16 protein-coding genes and 1 tRNA gene are annotated in these 17374 nt (G+C 62.5%); 3 read left to right on the forward strand and 14 right to left on the reverse strand.

Features of this window, described 5'->3' with window-relative positions:
- Positions 1-109 precede the first annotated feature (109 nt).
- The 3 genes from FJ938_RS03755 to FJ938_RS03765 all read right to left on the reverse strand — a co-directional run bounded on the left by FJ938_RS03755 (position 110) and on the right by FJ938_RS03765 (position 1329).
- A complete protein-coding gene (locus FJ938_RS03755; RefSeq protein ID WP_140691240.1) occupies positions 110-298 on the reverse strand; it encodes a DUF2158 domain-containing protein in 189 nt (62 codons plus the stop codon).
- A gap of 161 nt (positions 299-459) precedes the next feature.
- Positions 460-897: a VOC family protein gene (locus FJ938_RS03760; protein ID WP_140691242.1), complete on the reverse strand. Its 438-nt coding sequence runs from the start codon at positions 895-897 to the stop codon at positions 460-462.
- A gap of 356 nt (positions 898-1253) precedes the next feature.
- Positions 1254-1329, reverse strand: a tRNA-Thr gene (locus FJ938_RS03765).
- A gap of 310 nt (positions 1330-1639) precedes the next feature.
- Between FJ938_RS03765 and FJ938_RS03770 the strand changes: the two genes are divergently transcribed.
- The gene (locus tag FJ938_RS03770; RefSeq protein ID WP_140613250.1) at positions 1640-2764 is read left to right on the forward strand and encodes a hypothetical protein; all 1125 of its coding nucleotides are present in this window, start codon (positions 1640-1642) and stop codon (positions 2762-2764) included.
- 104 nt (positions 2765-2868) lie between these two features.
- Here the strand turns inward: FJ938_RS03770 and FJ938_RS03775 are convergent, their stop codons facing one another.
- Both FJ938_RS03775 and FJ938_RS03780 read right to left on the reverse strand, forming a co-directional pair.
- Positions 2869-4470: a cisplatin damage response ATP-dependent DNA ligase gene (locus FJ938_RS03775; protein WP_140613251.1), complete on the reverse strand. Its 1602-nt coding sequence runs from the start codon at positions 4468-4470 to the stop codon at positions 2869-2871.
- A gap of 4 nt (positions 4471-4474) precedes the next feature.
- Positions 4475-5482, reverse strand: coding sequence for a ligase-associated DNA damage response exonuclease (locus tag FJ938_RS03780; RefSeq protein WP_140691245.1), 1008 nt, complete (start codon positions 5480-5482; stop codon positions 4475-4477).
- Positions 5483-5607: 125 nt separating this feature from the next.
- On the opposite strand from FJ938_RS03780, the gene FJ938_RS03785 reads away from it, so the two are divergent.
- Together FJ938_RS03785 and FJ938_RS03790 are read left to right on the forward strand one after the other, a co-directional pair.
- Entirely contained in the window at positions 5608-6525 is a 918-nt protein-coding gene (locus tag FJ938_RS03785; RefSeq protein WP_140691248.1) for a methyltransferase domain-containing protein, read from the forward strand.
- A gap of 113 nt (positions 6526-6638) precedes the next feature.
- The gene (locus tag FJ938_RS03790; protein ID WP_140691250.1) at positions 6639-6998 is read left to right on the forward strand and encodes a hypothetical protein; all 360 of its coding nucleotides are present in this window, start codon (positions 6639-6641) and stop codon (positions 6996-6998) included.
- 26 nt (positions 6999-7024) lie between these two features.
- Here FJ938_RS03790 and FJ938_RS03795 read toward each other — a convergent pair whose 3' ends face one another.
- The 9 genes from FJ938_RS03795 to FJ938_RS03835 all read right to left on the reverse strand — a co-directional run bounded on the left by FJ938_RS03795 (position 7025) and on the right by FJ938_RS03835 (position 17373).
- Positions 7025-7966, reverse strand: coding sequence for a glyoxylate/hydroxypyruvate reductase A (locus tag FJ938_RS03795; protein WP_140691253.1), 942 nt, complete (start codon positions 7964-7966; stop codon positions 7025-7027).
- Positions 7967-7995: 29 nt separating this feature from the next.
- Positions 7996-9624 (reverse strand): ABC transporter ATP-binding protein, encoded by a 1629-nt coding sequence (locus FJ938_RS03800; RefSeq protein ID WP_140691255.1) that lies wholly within the window; start codon positions 9622-9624, stop codon positions 7996-7998.
- The gene (locus FJ938_RS03805) at positions 9621-10121 is read right to left on the reverse strand and encodes a type II toxin-antitoxin system VapC family toxin (protein WP_140691257.1); all 501 of its coding nucleotides are present in this window, start codon (positions 10119-10121) and stop codon (positions 9621-9623) included. Before FJ938_RS03805 ends, FJ938_RS03800 begins: the two co-directional genes overlap by 4 nt.
- Positions 10121-10354, reverse strand: a complete 234-nt coding sequence (locus FJ938_RS03810) for a hypothetical protein (RefSeq protein WP_140691259.1) — start codon at positions 10352-10354, stop codon at positions 10121-10123. The genes FJ938_RS03805 and FJ938_RS03810 overlap by 1 nt, the downstream gene beginning before the upstream one ends.
- Before the next feature lie 148 nt (positions 10355-10502).
- A complete protein-coding gene (locus FJ938_RS03815; protein WP_140691261.1) occupies positions 10503-11648 on the reverse strand; it encodes an ABC transporter permease in 1146 nt (381 codons plus the stop codon).
- Positions 11648-12742, reverse strand: coding sequence for a microcin C ABC transporter permease YejB (locus tag FJ938_RS03820; protein WP_140691264.1), 1095 nt, complete (start codon positions 12740-12742; stop codon positions 11648-11650). The genes FJ938_RS03815 and FJ938_RS03820 overlap by 1 nt, the downstream gene beginning before the upstream one ends.
- A 30-nt stretch (positions 12743-12772) precedes the next feature.
- Positions 12773-14641, reverse strand: coding sequence for an extracellular solute-binding protein (locus FJ938_RS03825; RefSeq protein ID WP_140691266.1), 1869 nt, complete (start codon positions 14639-14641; stop codon positions 12773-12775).
- On the reverse strand, positions 14641-16518 hold the full coding sequence (locus tag FJ938_RS03830) for an extracellular solute-binding protein (protein ID WP_140691268.1): 1878 nt from the start codon (positions 16516-16518) through the stop codon (positions 14641-14643). The genes FJ938_RS03825 and FJ938_RS03830 overlap by 1 nt, the downstream gene beginning before the upstream one ends.
- A 168-nt stretch (positions 16519-16686) precedes the next feature.
- Positions 16687-17373, reverse strand: a complete 687-nt coding sequence (locus FJ938_RS03835) for a cytochrome c family protein (RefSeq protein ID WP_140691270.1) — start codon at positions 17371-17373, stop codon at positions 16687-16689.
- Position 17374 lies beyond the last annotated feature (1 nt).

A 17374-nucleotide genomic window follows, 5' to 3' on the forward strand; every position in this document is an offset into this window, starting at 1 on the left:
TGTCGGCGGTGGCGGTCGGTGCTGGTCCTTGGAGCGGTCGCCGTAACACGGCGCCTGGCGATCTGAATCCACGCCCGGCAGGCCACTATTGTTGGCGGTCGGGCTGGGATTATGTGGATTGGTCGGCGGCCACCAGCTGGTCCGCTTTGAAGCCCGCATGTTGCGGGGTCCAGACATCGCCCTCACGGTTGAACCAATGGCACATATACATGCCGGAAGCCGCGCCGTCGCTGACCGTCATCTTCGGACCTCCCGACTTCAGCCTGACGACGTCTCCGGTCTTGAAAGTGTTGGACATTTTGGGCCTCCATGCTGACGCCGGGAGTTTCACATCAAACATGAGTCTCGACAATGGCGGATATGCGTGGCGGGGCGTCGCGATCCTTCGCGCTCGATCCTGATCCTCAGGGGGTAGCCGGCCCCGCTCGCAGGCCCTTCGTCATTATCGTCGTATCGCGCTCAGTTGAGTTCTTGGGCGAGTCCGATGAGAAGCCCTTCGGGCCCACGAATGTAGCAGAGCCGATAGACGTCTTTGTACTGGACGACTTCGCCTACGAGCTGCGCGCCGCGATTGCGGAGCCTTTCAAGCGTGTCGTCGATGTCATCCACGGCGAACATGACGCGGAGGTAGCCGAGAGCGTTGACCGGGGCGTTGCGATGATCCGCGACGGCAGGCGGCGTGAGGAAGCGGGAGAGCTCAAGCCGGCCGTGGCCGTCCGGCGTGCGCATCATGGCAACCTCGACGTGCTGATCGCTCAGCCCAGTGACACGTCCGGACCATTCTCCTTCGATCGTGGCCCGCCCTTCGAGCTCAAGGCCGAGCTCGAGAAAGAAAGCAATCGTCTCTTCGAGGTCATCGACGACGATGCCTATGTTGTCCATACGTCGGAGCGCCATGTGTTCAATCTACAAGGCGTGGTCTGGGCCGTAAACTCATAAAACCGCTTGCCAGATGAGCAAATGGTGATTCATGGCTCCGGCGGGCAGCCTTTTGATGCGTCGCCGGTTTGAGCCGACGGAATTTTGAGTGGTCGCTAATCGAGCCATTGCCGCCGCAAAGGAGCCGGGCATGTATTCGCGGCTCTTCGCGGCTCGATGGCTATGCGCTCCTCAGCGGACAGGTCCGCGCGGTCCGGTGTGCGAGTGTCGTCGTCGATGAGGTTGGAAAACTCGGTCTCTTGGGCAGAAGGCGCAGGCTGGAGTCTTTTCCGTTGCGGTACAAATCCGGCGAGGCGATCAGCCAAGGTGAGTTTTGGTGCCGCTTAGGTGACTCGAACACCTGACCCCATCATTACGAATGATGTGCTCTACCAACTGAGCTAAAGCGGCCCGGGAGGCCAAGGCCTCCAAGATGGGCTGGGTGATAGCCTCAACCGGCTGCGAATTCAAGATGCGACTTGGCAATTCTGCACGGGCTTCCGCCAGGATCGAAAGCCGGCCTTGGATCGGTCTTGCGGCACGGTTTGCCCGTCCTTGCGCGTGAAAATCGCCGACAGGGTCCGATTTTGTTTGCCGGAACATCGCCAAGATGGACTTTGGACACGCTGTCGAGGCAGAATGCGGCCGTCCGCCCGTTGATTGATTGGTCGCCTGCGGCTAACCATCACGCAGGGTTGGACAAATTGCAGAGGGATCTCGCTTGGACGCGATCGAAAAAGCGATCCGGAACGCCTTGGAAAAGGGTAATGCCGAGGACCGCGCGTTCCGCGAGAGGGTCTATCGGTCGGCCTTTGCCGCGCTCGACCGCGCGCTCCAGGCCAATCCCGGCGTGACCGTGGAAGCCGCCATCAAGCGCCGCAAGGCGATCCAGGCGAAGATCACCGAAATCGAATCCGAATTCCTGCCGGCGGTGCCGGACGTCGCCCCGCAGATCGACGCACCGGTGGCCGGGCCTACGGCCGGCGTAGCGCCGGCGGTCGAGACGGGACAGAAAGCCCCATCGCTCGCCTTCACAGTGGACGAGCCTGTGCACCCGGCATCCGACGCGGCGCGCTCGCGCGTGCTGCCGGTCGTTCCCGACATCATGCCGGATGCTATCGACATCGCAGCCTCCGCCGCGCCGGGAGCCGCGACCGAAGTGGCGCCGGACCGCGATGAAAGGCGCATTCGCGGACGACGCCTGCCGCTGACCGCGATCTTCTTCACGGTGACCCTGCTTGCGGCAATCGGCATCGGCCTGTTTTTCGCCATGCAGACCGGCGTGTTCAAGACGGCGGCGCAGCTCAATACAGCGCCGCCGGAGGCGCCGCCGACCGTCGAGGGCGACGATTTCACGCCGGCCGACGGCGCCAACGCGCCGGCAAAGCCGGGCGCGCCGGACCAGTCGCGTGACTGGATCGATGTGTTCTCACCGAACGACCCGACACATGTCGCCGCCCCCTCGGACGCCAAGGCAGAGGTTATGAAGGACGACACCGGCTCATTCCTGCGCATCCAGTCCGGCGCCTCTGGCTCGGCGATCGCCTTCGACGTCGGGCAGGGCGTGCTGGAGAGGCTCGCCGGCAAGCATGCCGTGTTCGACATCATCGCCCGTGCCGAGGACGGTAAGGACACGCAGATCTCCGTCGACTGCAATTTCGGCGAGCTCGGCGACTGCGGCCGCAAGCGCTACGCGGTCGGCCAGCAGCGCAACGAATATCTGTTCGACGTGCAGTTCCCCAACAAGCATCCGGGCTCGGCCGGAACCATCGCCGTCAATTCCGATTTCGACAAACAAGGCAAGGCGGTCAACATCTACGAGATCCGCGTGTCGATCGAACCGTAGTTGCGAGCAGTTAGAGCGGTTCAGCGTTTGATGGAATCGTTGACCCGCTCTAACTCGTTGCTTTGGGTAATTCCGGGTGGGAAGCGGCTGCACGCTGGAATTGCTTAGCGGTCGAGCAGCGCCTGCAGCGTCTCGATGCGGTCGGCCTCGTTGGTCGGCTTGTCCCATCGCAGCCGTGAAATGCGGGGAAAGCGCATGGCGACGCCCGATTTGTGCCGGGTCGAGCGGTTGAGTCCCTCGAACGCCACCTCTAGCACCAGCCCATTGTCGCGGTCGGCCCGCACCGACCGCACCGGCCCAAAACGCTCGACCGTGTTGTCGCGGACATATTTGTCGATCTGCCTGAGTTCCTCGTCGGTGAAGCCGAAATAGGCCTTGCCAACCGGCACCAGTTCCTCCTCGCCCTCGGCTCCCGACCAGACGCCGAACGTATAGTCCGAGTAGAAGCTCGACCGCTTGCCGTGGCCGCGCTGGGCATACATCAGCACGGCGTCGACCGTGTGCGGATCGCGCTTCCATTTGAACCACGGGCCTTTGGGCCTCCCGGCGACATAGGGCGAATCCCAGCGCTTCAGCATCACGCCCTCGATGATCGGATGCGGCGGCGCCCGGCGCAGATCCTCCAGCACCTGCCAATCCGTGAACTCAACGAAGGGCGACAGATCGAATCGGGCCGGATCGAGCGTCTTTACGAAAGCCTCAAGGCGTCCGCGCCGCTCGCGGAAGGGCAGTGCGCGCAAATCCTCGGCGCCGATCTGCAGCACGTCGTAGCAGCGCATGAAGGCCGGATATTGCTGCTGCATCTTCGGCGTCACCGTCTTGCGGTTCAGCCGCTGCTGCAGATCCGAGAAGGTTCCTGTCGCCTCTCGGGGATCGCCGACCAGCAATTCGCCATCGAGCGCTGCGGAAAAATTCATGGCGTCGGCAAGGTCGGGAAAAGCGCCGGAGACATCGTCGCCCGTACGCGAATAAAGCCGGCGGCTGCCGCCTTCCGCTACCGCCTGCACACGGATGCCGTCCCATTTCCATTCGGCCGCATAGTCTGCGGGGTCGAGCTTTTCGAGATCGCCGTCGCCGACCGGGTTCGACAGCATGACCGGGCGGAACAGCGCCATTGCCGTGTTCCGCGGCTTGTCGGCCTTGCCTTCCAGCCAGGCGAACAGCGCGGTGTAGGGCGGCGACAGGCCGTGCCACAACTCCTCGATCTCGGCGACATCGACCTCGCCGAAATCCGCCAGCGCCTGTTTGGCGAGCCGCGCCGAAACGCCGATGCGTAATCCCCCCGTGACCAGCTTGATGATGGCGAAGCGCGCCGAGATGCCGGCGCTGTCGAGCAGCCCGGCCAGGACCTTGGGTCCGTCGGATCGGCTCGCCGCCTGCAGCCTGGCCACGACCTCGCCGAGCGTCGGCTCGCGGTTCGGGATTTTGCCAGGGGCCTGCGGCCAGACCAGCGACACTGTCTCGGCGAGATCTCCGACATAGTCGTAGGAATAGCCGAACAGCACAGGGTCCATGCGTTCTGTGACCAGCATGCGCAGCATCGCCGGTTTAACCGCGGCGATGTTGAGATCGCCGGTGATGGCGGCCAGCGCCAGGCCGCGATCGGGATCCTCGACGCTGCGGAAATAGTCGGTGAGCAAAGTGAGCTTGCCGTTGCGCGACGGGGTCAGCACCAGGCGGTCGAGGAGTTCGGCGAAGCGGTTCATGCCGTCAATCGCCCTCGTCCTCATAGCCCACCAGATGCAGCGGCCGGGCGGCGATGCCTTCGAGTTCGCACCAGCGCACCAGCGCTTCCTCGCGGCCATGCGTGACCCAGACCTCGTCGGCGCCGGTCTCCTTGATGGTCGCGGTCAGCTCGTCCCAGTCGGCATGGTCCGATATGATCAGCGGCAGTTCGACGCCGCCTTGCTTGGCGCGCTGGCGGATGCGCATCCAGCCCGACGCGAAGCACGAGATCGGATCGGGGAAGCGCCGCGCCCAGCGGTCGGCGAAGGCCGCTGGCGGGCCGACCACGATGGCGCCGGCGAAATCCTCCTTGCTGCTTTCCACCGTCGCCGGTTCCAGCGTTCCCAGGTCGATGCCCTGGCTCCGGTAGTAGTCGCTGAGCCTGGCCAGCGCGCCATGGATGTAGAGCGGCCTGTCGTAGCCGGCATCGCGCAGCAGCCGCATCACGCGCTGCGCCTTGCCCAGCGCATAGGCGCCGACCAGATGCGAGCGTTCGGGAAACTGCGCCGCCGATTTCAAAAGGCGGGCGATCTCTTCGGTGTCAGGTGGATGGCGAAACACCGGCAGGCCGAAGGTCGCCTCGGTGATGAACACGTCGCAGCGGATCGGCTCGAACGGCGCGCAGGTCGCATCCTTCTGACGCTTGTAGTCGCCGGAAGCGACGATGCGCATGCCTTGATGTTCCACGGAGATCTGCGCCGAGCCCAGCACATGGCCGGCCGGATGGAAACTGACGCTCACGCCGCCAAGGACGACCGTCTCGCCGAGCCGCGCTGCCTGGCGGGTTCCCGCAAAATCCTCGCCATAGCGCAGGCCCATTATGTCGAGCGTCTGCTGCGTGGCCAGCACCGAGCGGTGGCCCGAGCGCGCATGGTCGGAATGGCCGTGCGTGATCAGCGCGCGGTTCACCGGCCGCACCGGATCGATGAAGAAATCGCCCGGCGGGCAGTACAGGCCCTCTGGCCGGGGGCAAAGCAGGTCGCTGGCGCGCATCGTCCCAAGATAGGATATAATTCCGCTTCGGGAAGCCCGCTGCCGGAGACTGCTGACTCCCAGGCATGCTTTGCTTTACAGAGGTGGCGGCCCGGCTGCCTCGGCCGGCGGAACCCGCTATCACTATGAAGCCACTCCAGACCTCGTCGGGCGATTTGAACGCCGATCGTCGTGCCGACTATGCCGAGATGCTCTTTGCCTCGGGCGATCAGGCCGCGGCGGCCGAACTGCTGCTTGGTGCGCTGGAACTGGCGCCGCAATGGGCCATGGGCTGGTTTCGCCTTGGCGAGATGCAGGAAGCCGCCGGGAGGGCTGACCTCGCGGCGCAGGCCTGGATGACATCGCTGAAACTGGATCCCGCCGATCGCCAGGGCGCGGCCCTCAAATTGCAGTTGATCGGCAGAAGGCCGGCTGCCACCGCGCCGCCCAGTGCCTTTGTCGAAACGCTTTTCGATCATTATGCCGAGACATTCGAGGAGATGCTGGTCGGCAAACTCGACTACCGGCTGCCCGACGTGCTCGACGCCATCATCCGGCAGGCAGAGCCGGGGCGCTTCCGCCTGGCGCTCGACTTGGGCTGCGGCACCGGACTGATGGGCGAGAGGCTGAGGCCGATCGTCGACCGGCTGGAAGGAGTTGACATCTCCGCCAGCATGTTGAGGAAAGCGCGGGCAAAAGGCATTTATGACGCGCTGACCAAAGCGGATCTGCAGCGATTTTCCTATCCAGGCGAGAAGGCCGATCTGGTGACGTCAGCCGATGTTCTGATCTACATCGGCGCGCTGGAGGGCATGGTGGGGACAGTCGCCGGCCTGCTCGCCGACGGTGGCCTGTTTGTCTTCTCGGTCGAGAGCCTGGTGGATGGCGGCGATTTCGCTCTGCAACCCTCCCGGCGCTATGCACACTCGGATAGCTATGTCAGGCGCATACTCGAGGCCAATGGGTTTTCGATCCTGACGCTAAAACCGACAACCATCCGGCAGGATCGCCGCCAGCCCGTCAACGGGCTGGCTGTCGTGGCCCGAAAAGGTCACACCGCATGACGTGCGGATGGTCGTCATGCGGCGACGCCGCTGCGAAAAAGTTGGATTTGCGTGCGCGACTGATATTTGCGATCTGGTCGCATCAGGGCGGGATATCTGGAGGAGCATATCAGATGCGCTGGAACATGATGGTCTTGGCATCTTGCCTGGCGACGGCCGGCTGCGTGGGCAATTCGATGTCGGCGCGCCAGGACGCCAACATCCAGTCCTCGCTGCAGTATGACAGCGTGCCATGCGATCAACTGCTGGCGCAGCGCAATGGGTTGGCGCAGCAACACAACCTTCCGACGACCGCGAAGCCGACCTTCTCCAATCCCGCCATGGGCTTCGGCCCGTTCACGCCCGATATACGCTCCAAGGCCCAGCGCGACAGCGACAAGGCGTCAGGCGAGATCGACGCCATGAACCGGTCCATCGATCGCCGCGACTGCGGCAAGCCGGACAAGCAGAAGAAGCTCGCGCTGCCAGGCTAACCTGGCCAGGCGAGGGCAAAGTCCAGCTAATATCCCGCCTTTCGGTCCACCAGATTCTCCAGCTTTTCGCCGCGCTCGAAGGCGTCCATCTGGCGCAGCATGATCGGCGCCAGGTGGACCGGATCGGAGGTCGCCGCGGCGTGCGGCGTGACGAACACTTTCGGATGCTTCCACAGTGGGCTGGTCTTCGGCAGCGGCTCGACCTCGAAGACGTCGAGGCTCGCCTCCTTCAGCGTGCCGTCGTCCAGCGCCCGCACGATGTCGGTGTCCTTCTGCAAGCGGCCGCGTCCGGCGTTGATCAGCACCGAGCCGCCGAGGCCGTTGCGTTTCCTCAGTTCCTTCAGCAGGCTGTAGTCGATGATACCCTGCGTGTCCGGCGTCAGCGGCAGAAGCACGACCAGTATATCGGTCGCCTTGAGGAACGGGACCAATCCGGCCTCGCCGCAATAGGTCGCGACCCCTTGCATGGGCCGGTCGGTGCGCGACCAGCCATTGACCGCGAAGCCGAGCGACAGAAGCACCGAGGCCGCGGCGCGGCCGAGATTGCCCAGCCCCATAATGCCGACGGAAATGTCCTCGGCCGGCCGTTGCTGCGCCTCGTGCCAGATCTTCTTCGGCTGCTGCGATCGGTAGAGCAGGCCCTGACGATGATGGTCGAGCACCCGCCAGACGACATATTCGGTCATGTATTGGGTGAGGTTGTCGGCGACGACCCTGACGATCGGCACATCGGGCAGGCCGGGATCGGCGAAGATATGGTCGACGCCGGCGCCGATCGAGAAAATGGCGCGCAGATTGGGCAGCGACGCCAGGATATTCGGCTTCTGCTTCCACACAACCGCATAGGTGATCGATGGATCCTTGGCGCCATCCGGCTCCAGCACCACCTCGCGCTCGGCCGACAACAGGTCGCGCCAGCGCTGCGGATGAAAGCCGGTGACGGCAAGCAGGATGCGGCCTTTTTCCATCGTGGTTCGTCTAGTCCCTTTTGTGCCAATCACTCGCTGACGATGCCGGTTGGCGCCGTCTCTATCTTGAAAGCGGCCGAGATGAGCGCCCGAGTATAGTCCGTTTGCGGCTTTCCAAAAATCTGTTCGGAAGGACCGGCTTCGACGATCTGGCCGTTGCGCATGACGATGACGTCGTTGGCCAGCGCCCGGATGACCTTAAGGTCATGGCTTATGAAGAGATAGGCGAGGTCGTGCTTGGCCTGCAGGCTGCGCAAGAGGTCGACGACCTGTGCCTGCACGCTCATGTCGAGCGCCGATGTCGGCTCATCCAGCATGACGAAACGCGGGTTGAGCACCATGGCACGGGCGATCGCGACACGCTGGCGCTGGCCGCCGGAAAACTCGTGCGGATAGCGGTTGCGGGTCGCCGGATCGAGGCCGACCTCCTTCAGCACGGCGGCCACCTTGTCGTCGCGCTGGTCGGCCGAGAGCTTCGGCTCGTGGATCTTCAGGCCTTCCTCGATGATCTCGGCGATCGACATGCGCGGGCTGAGCGAGCCGAACGGGTCCTGGAAGACGATCTGCAGTTCACGCCTGAGCGGCCTCATAGCGTTGAAGGTGAGCTGGTTGATGTCGCGCCCGTTGAACTGGATGGTTCCGGTCGAGGAGATCATGCGCGCCAGCGCCAGGCCGAGCGTCGTCTTGCCCGACCCGGACTCGCCGACCACGCCCAGCGTCTGGCCGGCGCGCACGGTGACATCGATGCCGTCGACCGCCTTCACATGATCGACGGTGCGGCGAAAGAAGCCCTGTTTGATCGGAAACCAGACCTTGATGTCCTTGCCCGTCATCACCGCCTTGGCGCCGGCATTGGCGGTCGGCGGCTTGCCCTTTGGCTCGGCAGCCAGGAGGTGACGCGTATAGGGGTGCTGGGGATTGGCGAAGATGTCCTTGGTCGGCCCCGTCTCGACGATCTTGCCCTTGGTCATCACGCAGACCCGGTCGGCGATCTTGCGCACGATGCCGAGATCATGGGTGATGAACAGCATCGACATGCCCTTGCGGCTCTTGAGGCCGGCCAGCAGTTCGAGGATCTGCGCCTGGACGGTGACGTCGAGCGCCGTCGTCGGCTCGTCGGCGATCAGGAGTTCCGGTTCGTTGGCCAGCGCCATGGCGATCATGACGCGCTGGCGCTGGCCGCCGGACAATTGGTGCGGATAGGCGTCGAGCCGCTTCTGCGGATCGCGGATGCCGACCTCGTTGAGCAGCGCAAGCGTGCGCGCCTTGGCCGGGCGGTCGGCCATGCCCTGGTGCAGTTTCAGGATCTCGACGATCTGCTGCTCGATCGTATGCAGCGGATTGAGCGAGGTCATCGGTTCCTGGAAGATCATGGTGATCTTGTTGCCGCGCACCTGGCGCAACTGCCTCTCGGTCATCGCCAGCAGGTCGGCGCCCTGGAACAGGATCTTGCCCGAGGGATGGCTAGCGCTAGGATAGGGCAGCAGCTTCAGCACCGACAGCGCCGAGACCGACTTGCCGGAGCCGGATTCGCCGACCAGCGCCACCGTCTCGCCCTTGGCGATATCGAAGGAGATATGGTCGACGGCGACGGACTGGCCGCCGCCCTGGCTGAAGGCGACGCTGAGGTCCTGTACGCTGAGCAGGGGAGCACTCATCCCTCGATTTCCGCGATCGCTTTGTCCAGGGCGGGAATCTCCGGTCGCATGATCGAAATTTCCGCTGTCATTTGAGGCGGAACGAGTCGATCCGGCGCGAGAGAATAGGCATCTTTCAACCTGGTGTCTGCAGTCAGGAATTGCGTGCAGCCGAAGTGCATGGCCGTGGCAAGATGGATCGCATCCGGCAGCCTAAGAGAGACGAATTTCGAACGAAGCTGTGCCGCGTGCCACAGAACCTCGCGAGTTACCTTTCCAACTGAGACAAAGGCGTTGCCAATCGAAATATTGTCATAGAGCTCGACAAGCGACTCGTTGCCTTTTTTCAGAGGGTCAACAATCAACTCCGCCAGCACGATCTCGCTTGTCGCGAGGAAAGGCTTCTGTCTACCCTCGTTCAGTGAAATGAGCTGAAGCAGCTTTTTTGCGAGTGCATCATTGTTTTCAAAAGCGTAGATGAAAATGTTCGTATCGATATAAAGCCGGAAGGCGGCCATCAATCCTCCCACTCATCACGGAGGGCACGAACGCGTGCGACAGCCTCTTCGAGGCTCGTTCCCGGCGCGCTGGCCTGAGCATTTTGCATAAGTTCAAGCAATTGTTCGCGGCCGAGAGGCCTTTTGGCTTCCTCTTCTATAGTAACCGTGACCGAGGCACCCAAGGCTATACCCGATCGCAATTCATCGGGGAGTTTCGATGCCGGATAATGCTCAAGGATGACCTTACTCATAGCGAGGTCCTCTCATGGGTGTGCGGCGTGGCTGCCATTTGTGATGCGCTGGTCACAGCCACCAATCGTTTCGCCAATTGACGCATACGGCCACTTTTATGCGAATTGCCACACCGAGAATATAACATTCCGAATGCCAGTTTGCCCCTCATTTGAACGTCTTGCGCGGATCGAAGGCGTCGCGCGTCGCCTCGCCGGCGAAGACCAGCAGCGACAGCATCAGCGAGATGACGACGAAACCGGAAATGCCGAGCCACGGCGCGTTGAGGTTGCGCTGTGCCTGTTTCAGTAGTTCGCCGAGCGAGGCCGAGCCGGGCGGCAGACCGAAGCCGAGATAGTCGAGCGAGGTCAGCGTCGAGATCGAGCCCGAGAGCAGGAAGGGCAGGAAAGTCAATGTCGCCACCATGGCATTGGGCAGCAGATGCCGGAACATGATGGTGCGGTTGGGCACGCCGAGGGCCCGCGCCGCGTTCACATATTCGAAGTTGCGGGCGCGCAGGAACTCGGCCCGCACCACGCCGACCAGCGCCACCCAGGAGAACAGCAGCATCAGGCCGAGCAGGATGAAGAAGCCCGGCGGCAGAATGGCGGCGATTATGAGCAGCAGATAGAGCACGGGTATGGCCGACCAGATTTCGATGAAGCGTTGGAACAGCAGATCCGTCCAGCCGCCGAAATAGCCCTGCACGGCACCGGCTCCGACGCCGATCAAGGCCGACCCTGCGGTCAGGATCAGGCCGAACAGCACCGAAATGCGGAAACCGTAAATGACGCGCGCCAACACGTCGCGCGCCTGGTCGTCGGTGCCCAGCCAGTTCCAGTTGCCGACGATGCAGGCAGGATCATCAGCCCCTTTCGGATACTGGTTGCAGCGCGTCTTGGCGTCATATTGCCACGAAGGTCTGGCGGGCGCGGCTTCGGGAATGGCGTTGTTGACGGTCTGGTAGGAGTAGCGGATCGGCGGCCAGACCATCCAGCCATTGGCGTTGATCTCGTCCTGGATCACCGGATCGCGATAGTCGGTGACGGCGTAGAAGCCGCCGAACTTTTCTTCCGGATAGGCCACCAGCACCGGAAACAGGATTTCGCCCTTGTAGGAGGCGATGATCGGTTTGTCGTTGGCGATGAATTCAGCAAACAGCGACAGCACGAACAGGATCAGGAAAATCCACAACGACCAGAAGCCGCGCCGGTTGGCCTTGAAATTCTGCAAGCGGCGCTTGTTGAGCGGCGACAGAAACGGCCGTGGGATCCGCACCGGCACCGCGCCGGCAGTAACGCTTGCCTCCGACATCAGACGTCTCTCCGCTCGAAATCGATGCGCGGATCGACCCAGGTGTAGATGAGGTCGGACAGCAATCCGATGAACAGTCCAAGAAGCGAGAAGATGTAGAGGTTGGCGAACACCACCGGATAGTCACGCTCGACCACCGACCTGAAGCCGAGCAGACCAAGGCCGTCGAGCGAAAAGATGTTCTCGATCAGCAGCGACCCGGTGAAGAAGGCCGAGATGAAGGCGCCGGGAAAACCGGCGATGACGATCAGCATGGCATTGCGGAACACGTGGCCGTAAAGCACCTGCCTTTCCGACAGGCCCTTGGCGCGCGCGGTCACCACATACTGCTTGCGGATTTCCTCCAGGAACGAGTTCTTGGTGAGCAGCGTCGTCGTGGCGAAGGCCGACAGCACCAGCGCCGTCAGCGGCAGGGTCATGTGCCAGAAATAGTCGACGATCTTGCCCGGCCATGACAATTGATCCCAATTGTCCGAGACGATGCCGCGCAGCGGGAACCAGTCCCAGAAGGATCCGCCGGCAAATAGCACCATCAACAGGATGCCGAACAGGAAGCCTGGAATGGCATAGCCGACAATGACGACGCCGCTGGTCCAGACGTCGAACGGGCTGCCGTCCTTGACCGCCTTGCGAATGCCGAGCGGGATTGAGATCAGGTAGGACAGCAGCGTTATCCAAAGTCCGATCGAAATCGAAACGGGCATTTTCTCAAGGATCAGGTTGAGCACCGAAATATCGCGGAAATAGCTGTTGCCGAAGTCGAAACGGGCATAGTTCCAGAGCATCATGCCGAAGCGCTCGAGCGGCGGCTTGTCGAAGCCGAACTGCTTCTCGAGCTTCTTGATGAATTCTGGATCGAGCCCCTGGGCGCCGCGATATTTCGAGCCGACGTCGCCTGCGGCGTCGAAATTGGAACCGCCCGCATCGCCGCCACCGCCGCCGAGGCGGTCGCTGCCGCCCTGGTTGGTCAGCTTGGCGATGACCTGTTCGACCGGGCCGCCCGGCGCGAACTGGATGACGGCGAAGGAGATCGCCATGATGCCGAACAGGGTCGGGATCATCAAAAGGATGCGGCGCAGGATATAGGCGCCCATCAGGCTTCCTGCCCTCTTTGGACTGATATCTCAGCCTTTGCCAATTTTTGCCGCCTTGCCTTTATCGACCCACCACAGCGCCTCCACCGGAAAACCGAAATCGGGCTTCTGCTCGGGAAAGCCGAACATGTCCCAATAGGCGCTTCGGTGATTCGCCAGGAACCAACTAGGAATCCAATCGCACCGCGCGCGCAAGACCCGGTCGAGCGCCCGCATCGCGACCGTCAGGCTTTCACGGTCCTTGGCTGCCCCAATCGCGTCGATCAGCGTGTCTATAGCGGGGTTTGAAACGCCTGGCAGGTTGCGCGAACCGGAAAGGTTGGCGGTTCTGGAGTGGAAGAAGACTTCGAGATCGTCGCGCGTCGGCGTGGCGCTGAACGAGAAAGCGGCCGACAGAAGATCGAAATCGAATGTCGCCTGTCTCGCCTGGTATTGCGCCGAATCCACCAGCCGGATCGTGGCATCGATGCCGATCGCCTTCATGTTGGCGACCCAGGGCGAATAGACCTGCACGAAGGTATCGTCGTCGACCATGAATTCCGCCGAAAGCCTGCCGCCCTTGTCGTTGACGACGAAATCGCCCGTCCGCTTCCAGCCCGCCGCGTTGAGAAGCTTTGCCGCCTGGCCAAGCAGCTTGCGGTCGCGGCCGGAGCCGTCGGACGCGGGCTGCGTCACCGCCTCGCCGAAGACTTCGGCTGGAAGCTGGCTGCGCAACGGCTCCAGCAGGGCCAACTCCTGCGGCGATGGCAGGCCTTCGGCACGGAAGTCGGATTTCTCGAAGCAGGATTGCGAACGCTCGTAGGAGCCGTAGAAGAAATTGCGCCGCGTCCATTCGAAATCGAAGCAGAGCGCGATCGCCTGGCGCACGCGCGGATCGCGAAACTGTTCGCGCCGCTGGTTGACCGCCGTTCCCTGCATCGTCGGCCGCTTTTCGGCGGGGAATTCGTGCTTGACGACCTTGCCGGCGGTCAGGGCTGGAAAGTCGTAGGCGGTCGCCCAGACGCGCGAGGTGAATTCCTCGCGATAGGTGATTTCGCCTTTCTTGAAGGCTTCGAAACCGGCCGTGCGGTTCTGGTAGAACTCGATGCGGATGCGGTCGAAATTGTTCTGCCCGCGATTGACCGGGAGGTCGCGGCCCCAATAGTCCGCCACCCGGTCATATTCGATCCAGGCGCCGGCGGAGAAGCGCCCGACCTTGTAGGCGCCAGAGCCGAGCGGCGGGTACAACTGCGAGGAGTCGAACGGATTGGCCGTGTAGAAGGCCTTCGACAGGATCGGGAATTCCACGACATTGAGCACGGTGCGGGCCGATTGCTTGCCGGAAAAGGTAAGCCGCAGCGTGCGGTCGTCGACGGCGACGGCATCGACCATATGGGTCAGCGACAATGACAGGTCGGGGTGGCCCTTGTCCTTGTAGAGCTTGAAGGTGAAGGCTGCGTCCTGCGCCGTCAGCGGCGTGCCGTCATGGAAACGCGCTTCGGGGCGAAGCGAGAAGGTGAAGGCGTTGCGGTCGTCGGACAGCGTCACGCCGTCGGCGATCTGGCCATAGACGGCGTCGGGTTCGTCGAGCGCGCGCACCATCAGCCCGTCGAAGCACATCTCCATGCGCGGCGGCGCATCACCCTTGTCGACGAAGGAGTTCAGCGTGTTGAAGGTCTGCGTATCCTGGTTGTAGCCCCAGTTCGGCGGCGCGAAGTTGAAGATCCCACCAGCCGGTGCTTCGACATTGACATAGTCGAAATGGGTGAAATCCGGTTTGTATTTTAGATCGCCGAAGGCGGAGAGCCCATGCAGTTTGATGCCTGTCGCGATGTCGGCGAAGGCTTTTGCGGGCAACAGAGCCGCGGCAGCGGCAGCCGCGCCAAGCGCGAGAAAGTCGCGACGGGGAAGAGCCGCCATCAATTGCCGCCCTTGTATTTGGCCGCCAGCGCCTTCTCCTTGTCGAGGTCGATCCACCACGAATCGATATCGGCACCGACATAGGCGGGCTGCTTGTCGGGGAACTTGAACTTGTCCCAATAGGCCAGCCAAACCGCGGACCGATGGTATTGCGGCACCACGTAGAAGTTCCACAGCAGGACACGGTCGAGCGCATGGGTGGCGGCGACGAGATCATCGCGGTCGGTGGCGAAGATGATGCGGTCGATCAGCGCGTCGACGGTAGGATCCTTGATGCCCATCAGATTGCGCGAACCAGGTGCGTCGGCGGCCTTCGAGCTCCAGAAATCGCGCTGCTCGTTGCCGGGTGAGTCCGACTGGCCGAACAGGCCCGTGACGACATCGAAATCGAAGTTGTTGACGCGGTTGATGTATTGCGTCTGATCGATGATGCGCAGCGAGGCATCGACACCGATCTTGCGCAGATTGGCGATGTAGGGACTGGCGATCACCTGGTCGGTTTCATTCCAGCCGAGGATCTCGAACTTGAACGGCGCGCCTGTCTTGGTGTTGACCATCTTGCCGCCCTTGATGACCCAGCCGGCCTTGGCGAAGAGATCGACCGCCTGCTTCAGATACTTTCGCTCCGCTTGCGGGGAGTCGTAGACGGGCAACTTGAATTCCTGCGTGAAGAGTTCCGGCGGCAACTTGTCGCGATATTTTTCCAGGATTTCCAGTTCCTTGCCCTGCGGCAAGCCGCTGGATGCCAGTTCGGTCCCCTGGAAATAGCTTGATGTGCGGGTATTGAAGCCGAAGAACAAGGTGCGATTCATGCTCTCGAAATCGAACGGGATAGTCAGTGCCTCCCGGACCAGCCGGTCCTGGAACAAAGGCCGCCGCTGGTTGAGGACAAAGCCCTGCATCGGTTGTGGCGACTGGGTTGGAAAATCCTTCTTGATGACGTCGCCGGCCTGGATGGCTGGGAAATTGTAGGCCGTCGCCCATTTGCGGGAGCTGTATTCCCGGTTGATATCTTCCAGGCCGCCCTTGGTGAAGGCAAGCCAGGCGGCATTGTCGTCGAGGATGTAGGTGTATCGGCGCGTGTCGAAATTCTCGCGGCCGATCTTCACCGGCAGTTTGGCGCCCCAATAGTCCGGCACGCGCTGCCAGACGATTTCCGAGCCCGGCTTGAAGCTGGCGATCTTGTAGGCCGCCGAGCCGAGCGGGATTTCCAGAGTCGGCTTGGTGACGTCGCGCTTCTTGCCGTTGGCATCCGTGCCTTCCCACCAGTGCTTCGGCAGTACCGCGAGATCGCCGATGATCTTCGGCAGCTCGCGGTTACCCTTCTGGTTGAAATGGAACTCGACCTCGTAGTCGGAGACCGCGACCGCATCGGTGACGTTCTCGAAATAACGACTGTATTGCGGGCTGTTCGCCTTCAGCACCTGGAACGACCAGATCACGTCGTCGACGGTGATCGGCTGGCCGTCATGCCATTTCGCGCGCGGGTCGAGCCTGTAGGTCGCCGAGGAATAGTCGGCCGGATATTTATAGGCGTCTGCGATCAGCGGATGGCTGGTGCTGCCTTCATCGGTCGCCTGCTCCATCAGCGTGTCGTAGAGCAGGCCGCCACCGAATCCCACCAGGCCGGCCGCTGGCGATCCCTGGACGATATAGGGGTTGAAGCTGTCATAGGTGCCGAGCAGCACCGAATTCAACGTGCCACCCTTGGGCGCGGTGGGGTTGACGTAGTCATAGTGCTGGAAGTTGTCGCCGTATTTGGATTGGCCGATCAGCGACGAGGTGGTCCGCCACTCGTCGGCCCGGGTCGTCTGCAACCCCGCCGCCATCAGGGCCGCCGACAGCAGCGCCTTGAGAAACGTTCGGCCAACCGTCATGCACCATCCTCTTCGCGATACGTGCCAGATCATCCAGAAGGGCGATCCTAGATGATTTGGCGCGCGTGAAAACCGCAATCGCCCGGCTCTGTCGCCGCACCAGGTGTTATCTCAACAAAAAAGCCGGGCTGAACCCGGCTTTTTCAAGATCATGAGATGATATTTTGGTTATTTGGCCGGCGCCGGTGCCGCCGGTGCAGGTGCCGCGGGAGCGGCCGGCTTGGCCGGTGCGGCGCCATCAGCCGGCTTTGCCGGAGCGGCTCCGCTGGCTGGCTTGGCGGGCGCGGAAGCGTCCGCGGCGGCACCGGGTGCCGGCAGCGGCTTGGGATTGTCCGACAGCGTGCGCAGATAGGCGATGACGTTGGCGCGGTCCTCGTCCTTGGGCAGGCCGGCGAAACCCATGGCCGTGCCCTTCACGAATTTTTTCGGCGAGGTGATGAAGTGGTTGATGTTGTCGTAGGTCCACTTTTCGGTGCCGCCCTTGGAGAATTCCTTCATGCCGGCCGAATAGGCGAAGCCTTCATGTTCGGCGACCGGACGGTCGACGACGTCCCACAGATCGGGGCCGACCTTGTTCGGCCCGCCCTTTTCGCCGGAATGGCAGGCCTGGCATTTCTTGAAGACGGCAGCGCCCGCTTCGACATTGGCGGTCTGCAGCAGGTCGGCGATTGGCTTGGCCTCCGCGGCCGGGGCGGCAGCGCCGCCTTCGGTGGGCTCCGCGGCCTCGATGGCGAAGCCTGGCTTTTCCGGAGCCGGCGAGGCAAACAGCGCGTCCGAGACCAGGCCGACCGAGAAGACGACGAAAATGGTTCCGAGCAATCCGGCGAGCAGTTTGTTGACTTCGTTGGAATCCATA

Origin of the sequence: Mesorhizobium sp. B2-4-14 (genome assembly GCF_006442155.1) — a bacterium.
Classification (GTDB): Bacteria; Pseudomonadota; Alphaproteobacteria; order Rhizobiales; family Rhizobiaceae; genus Mesorhizobium.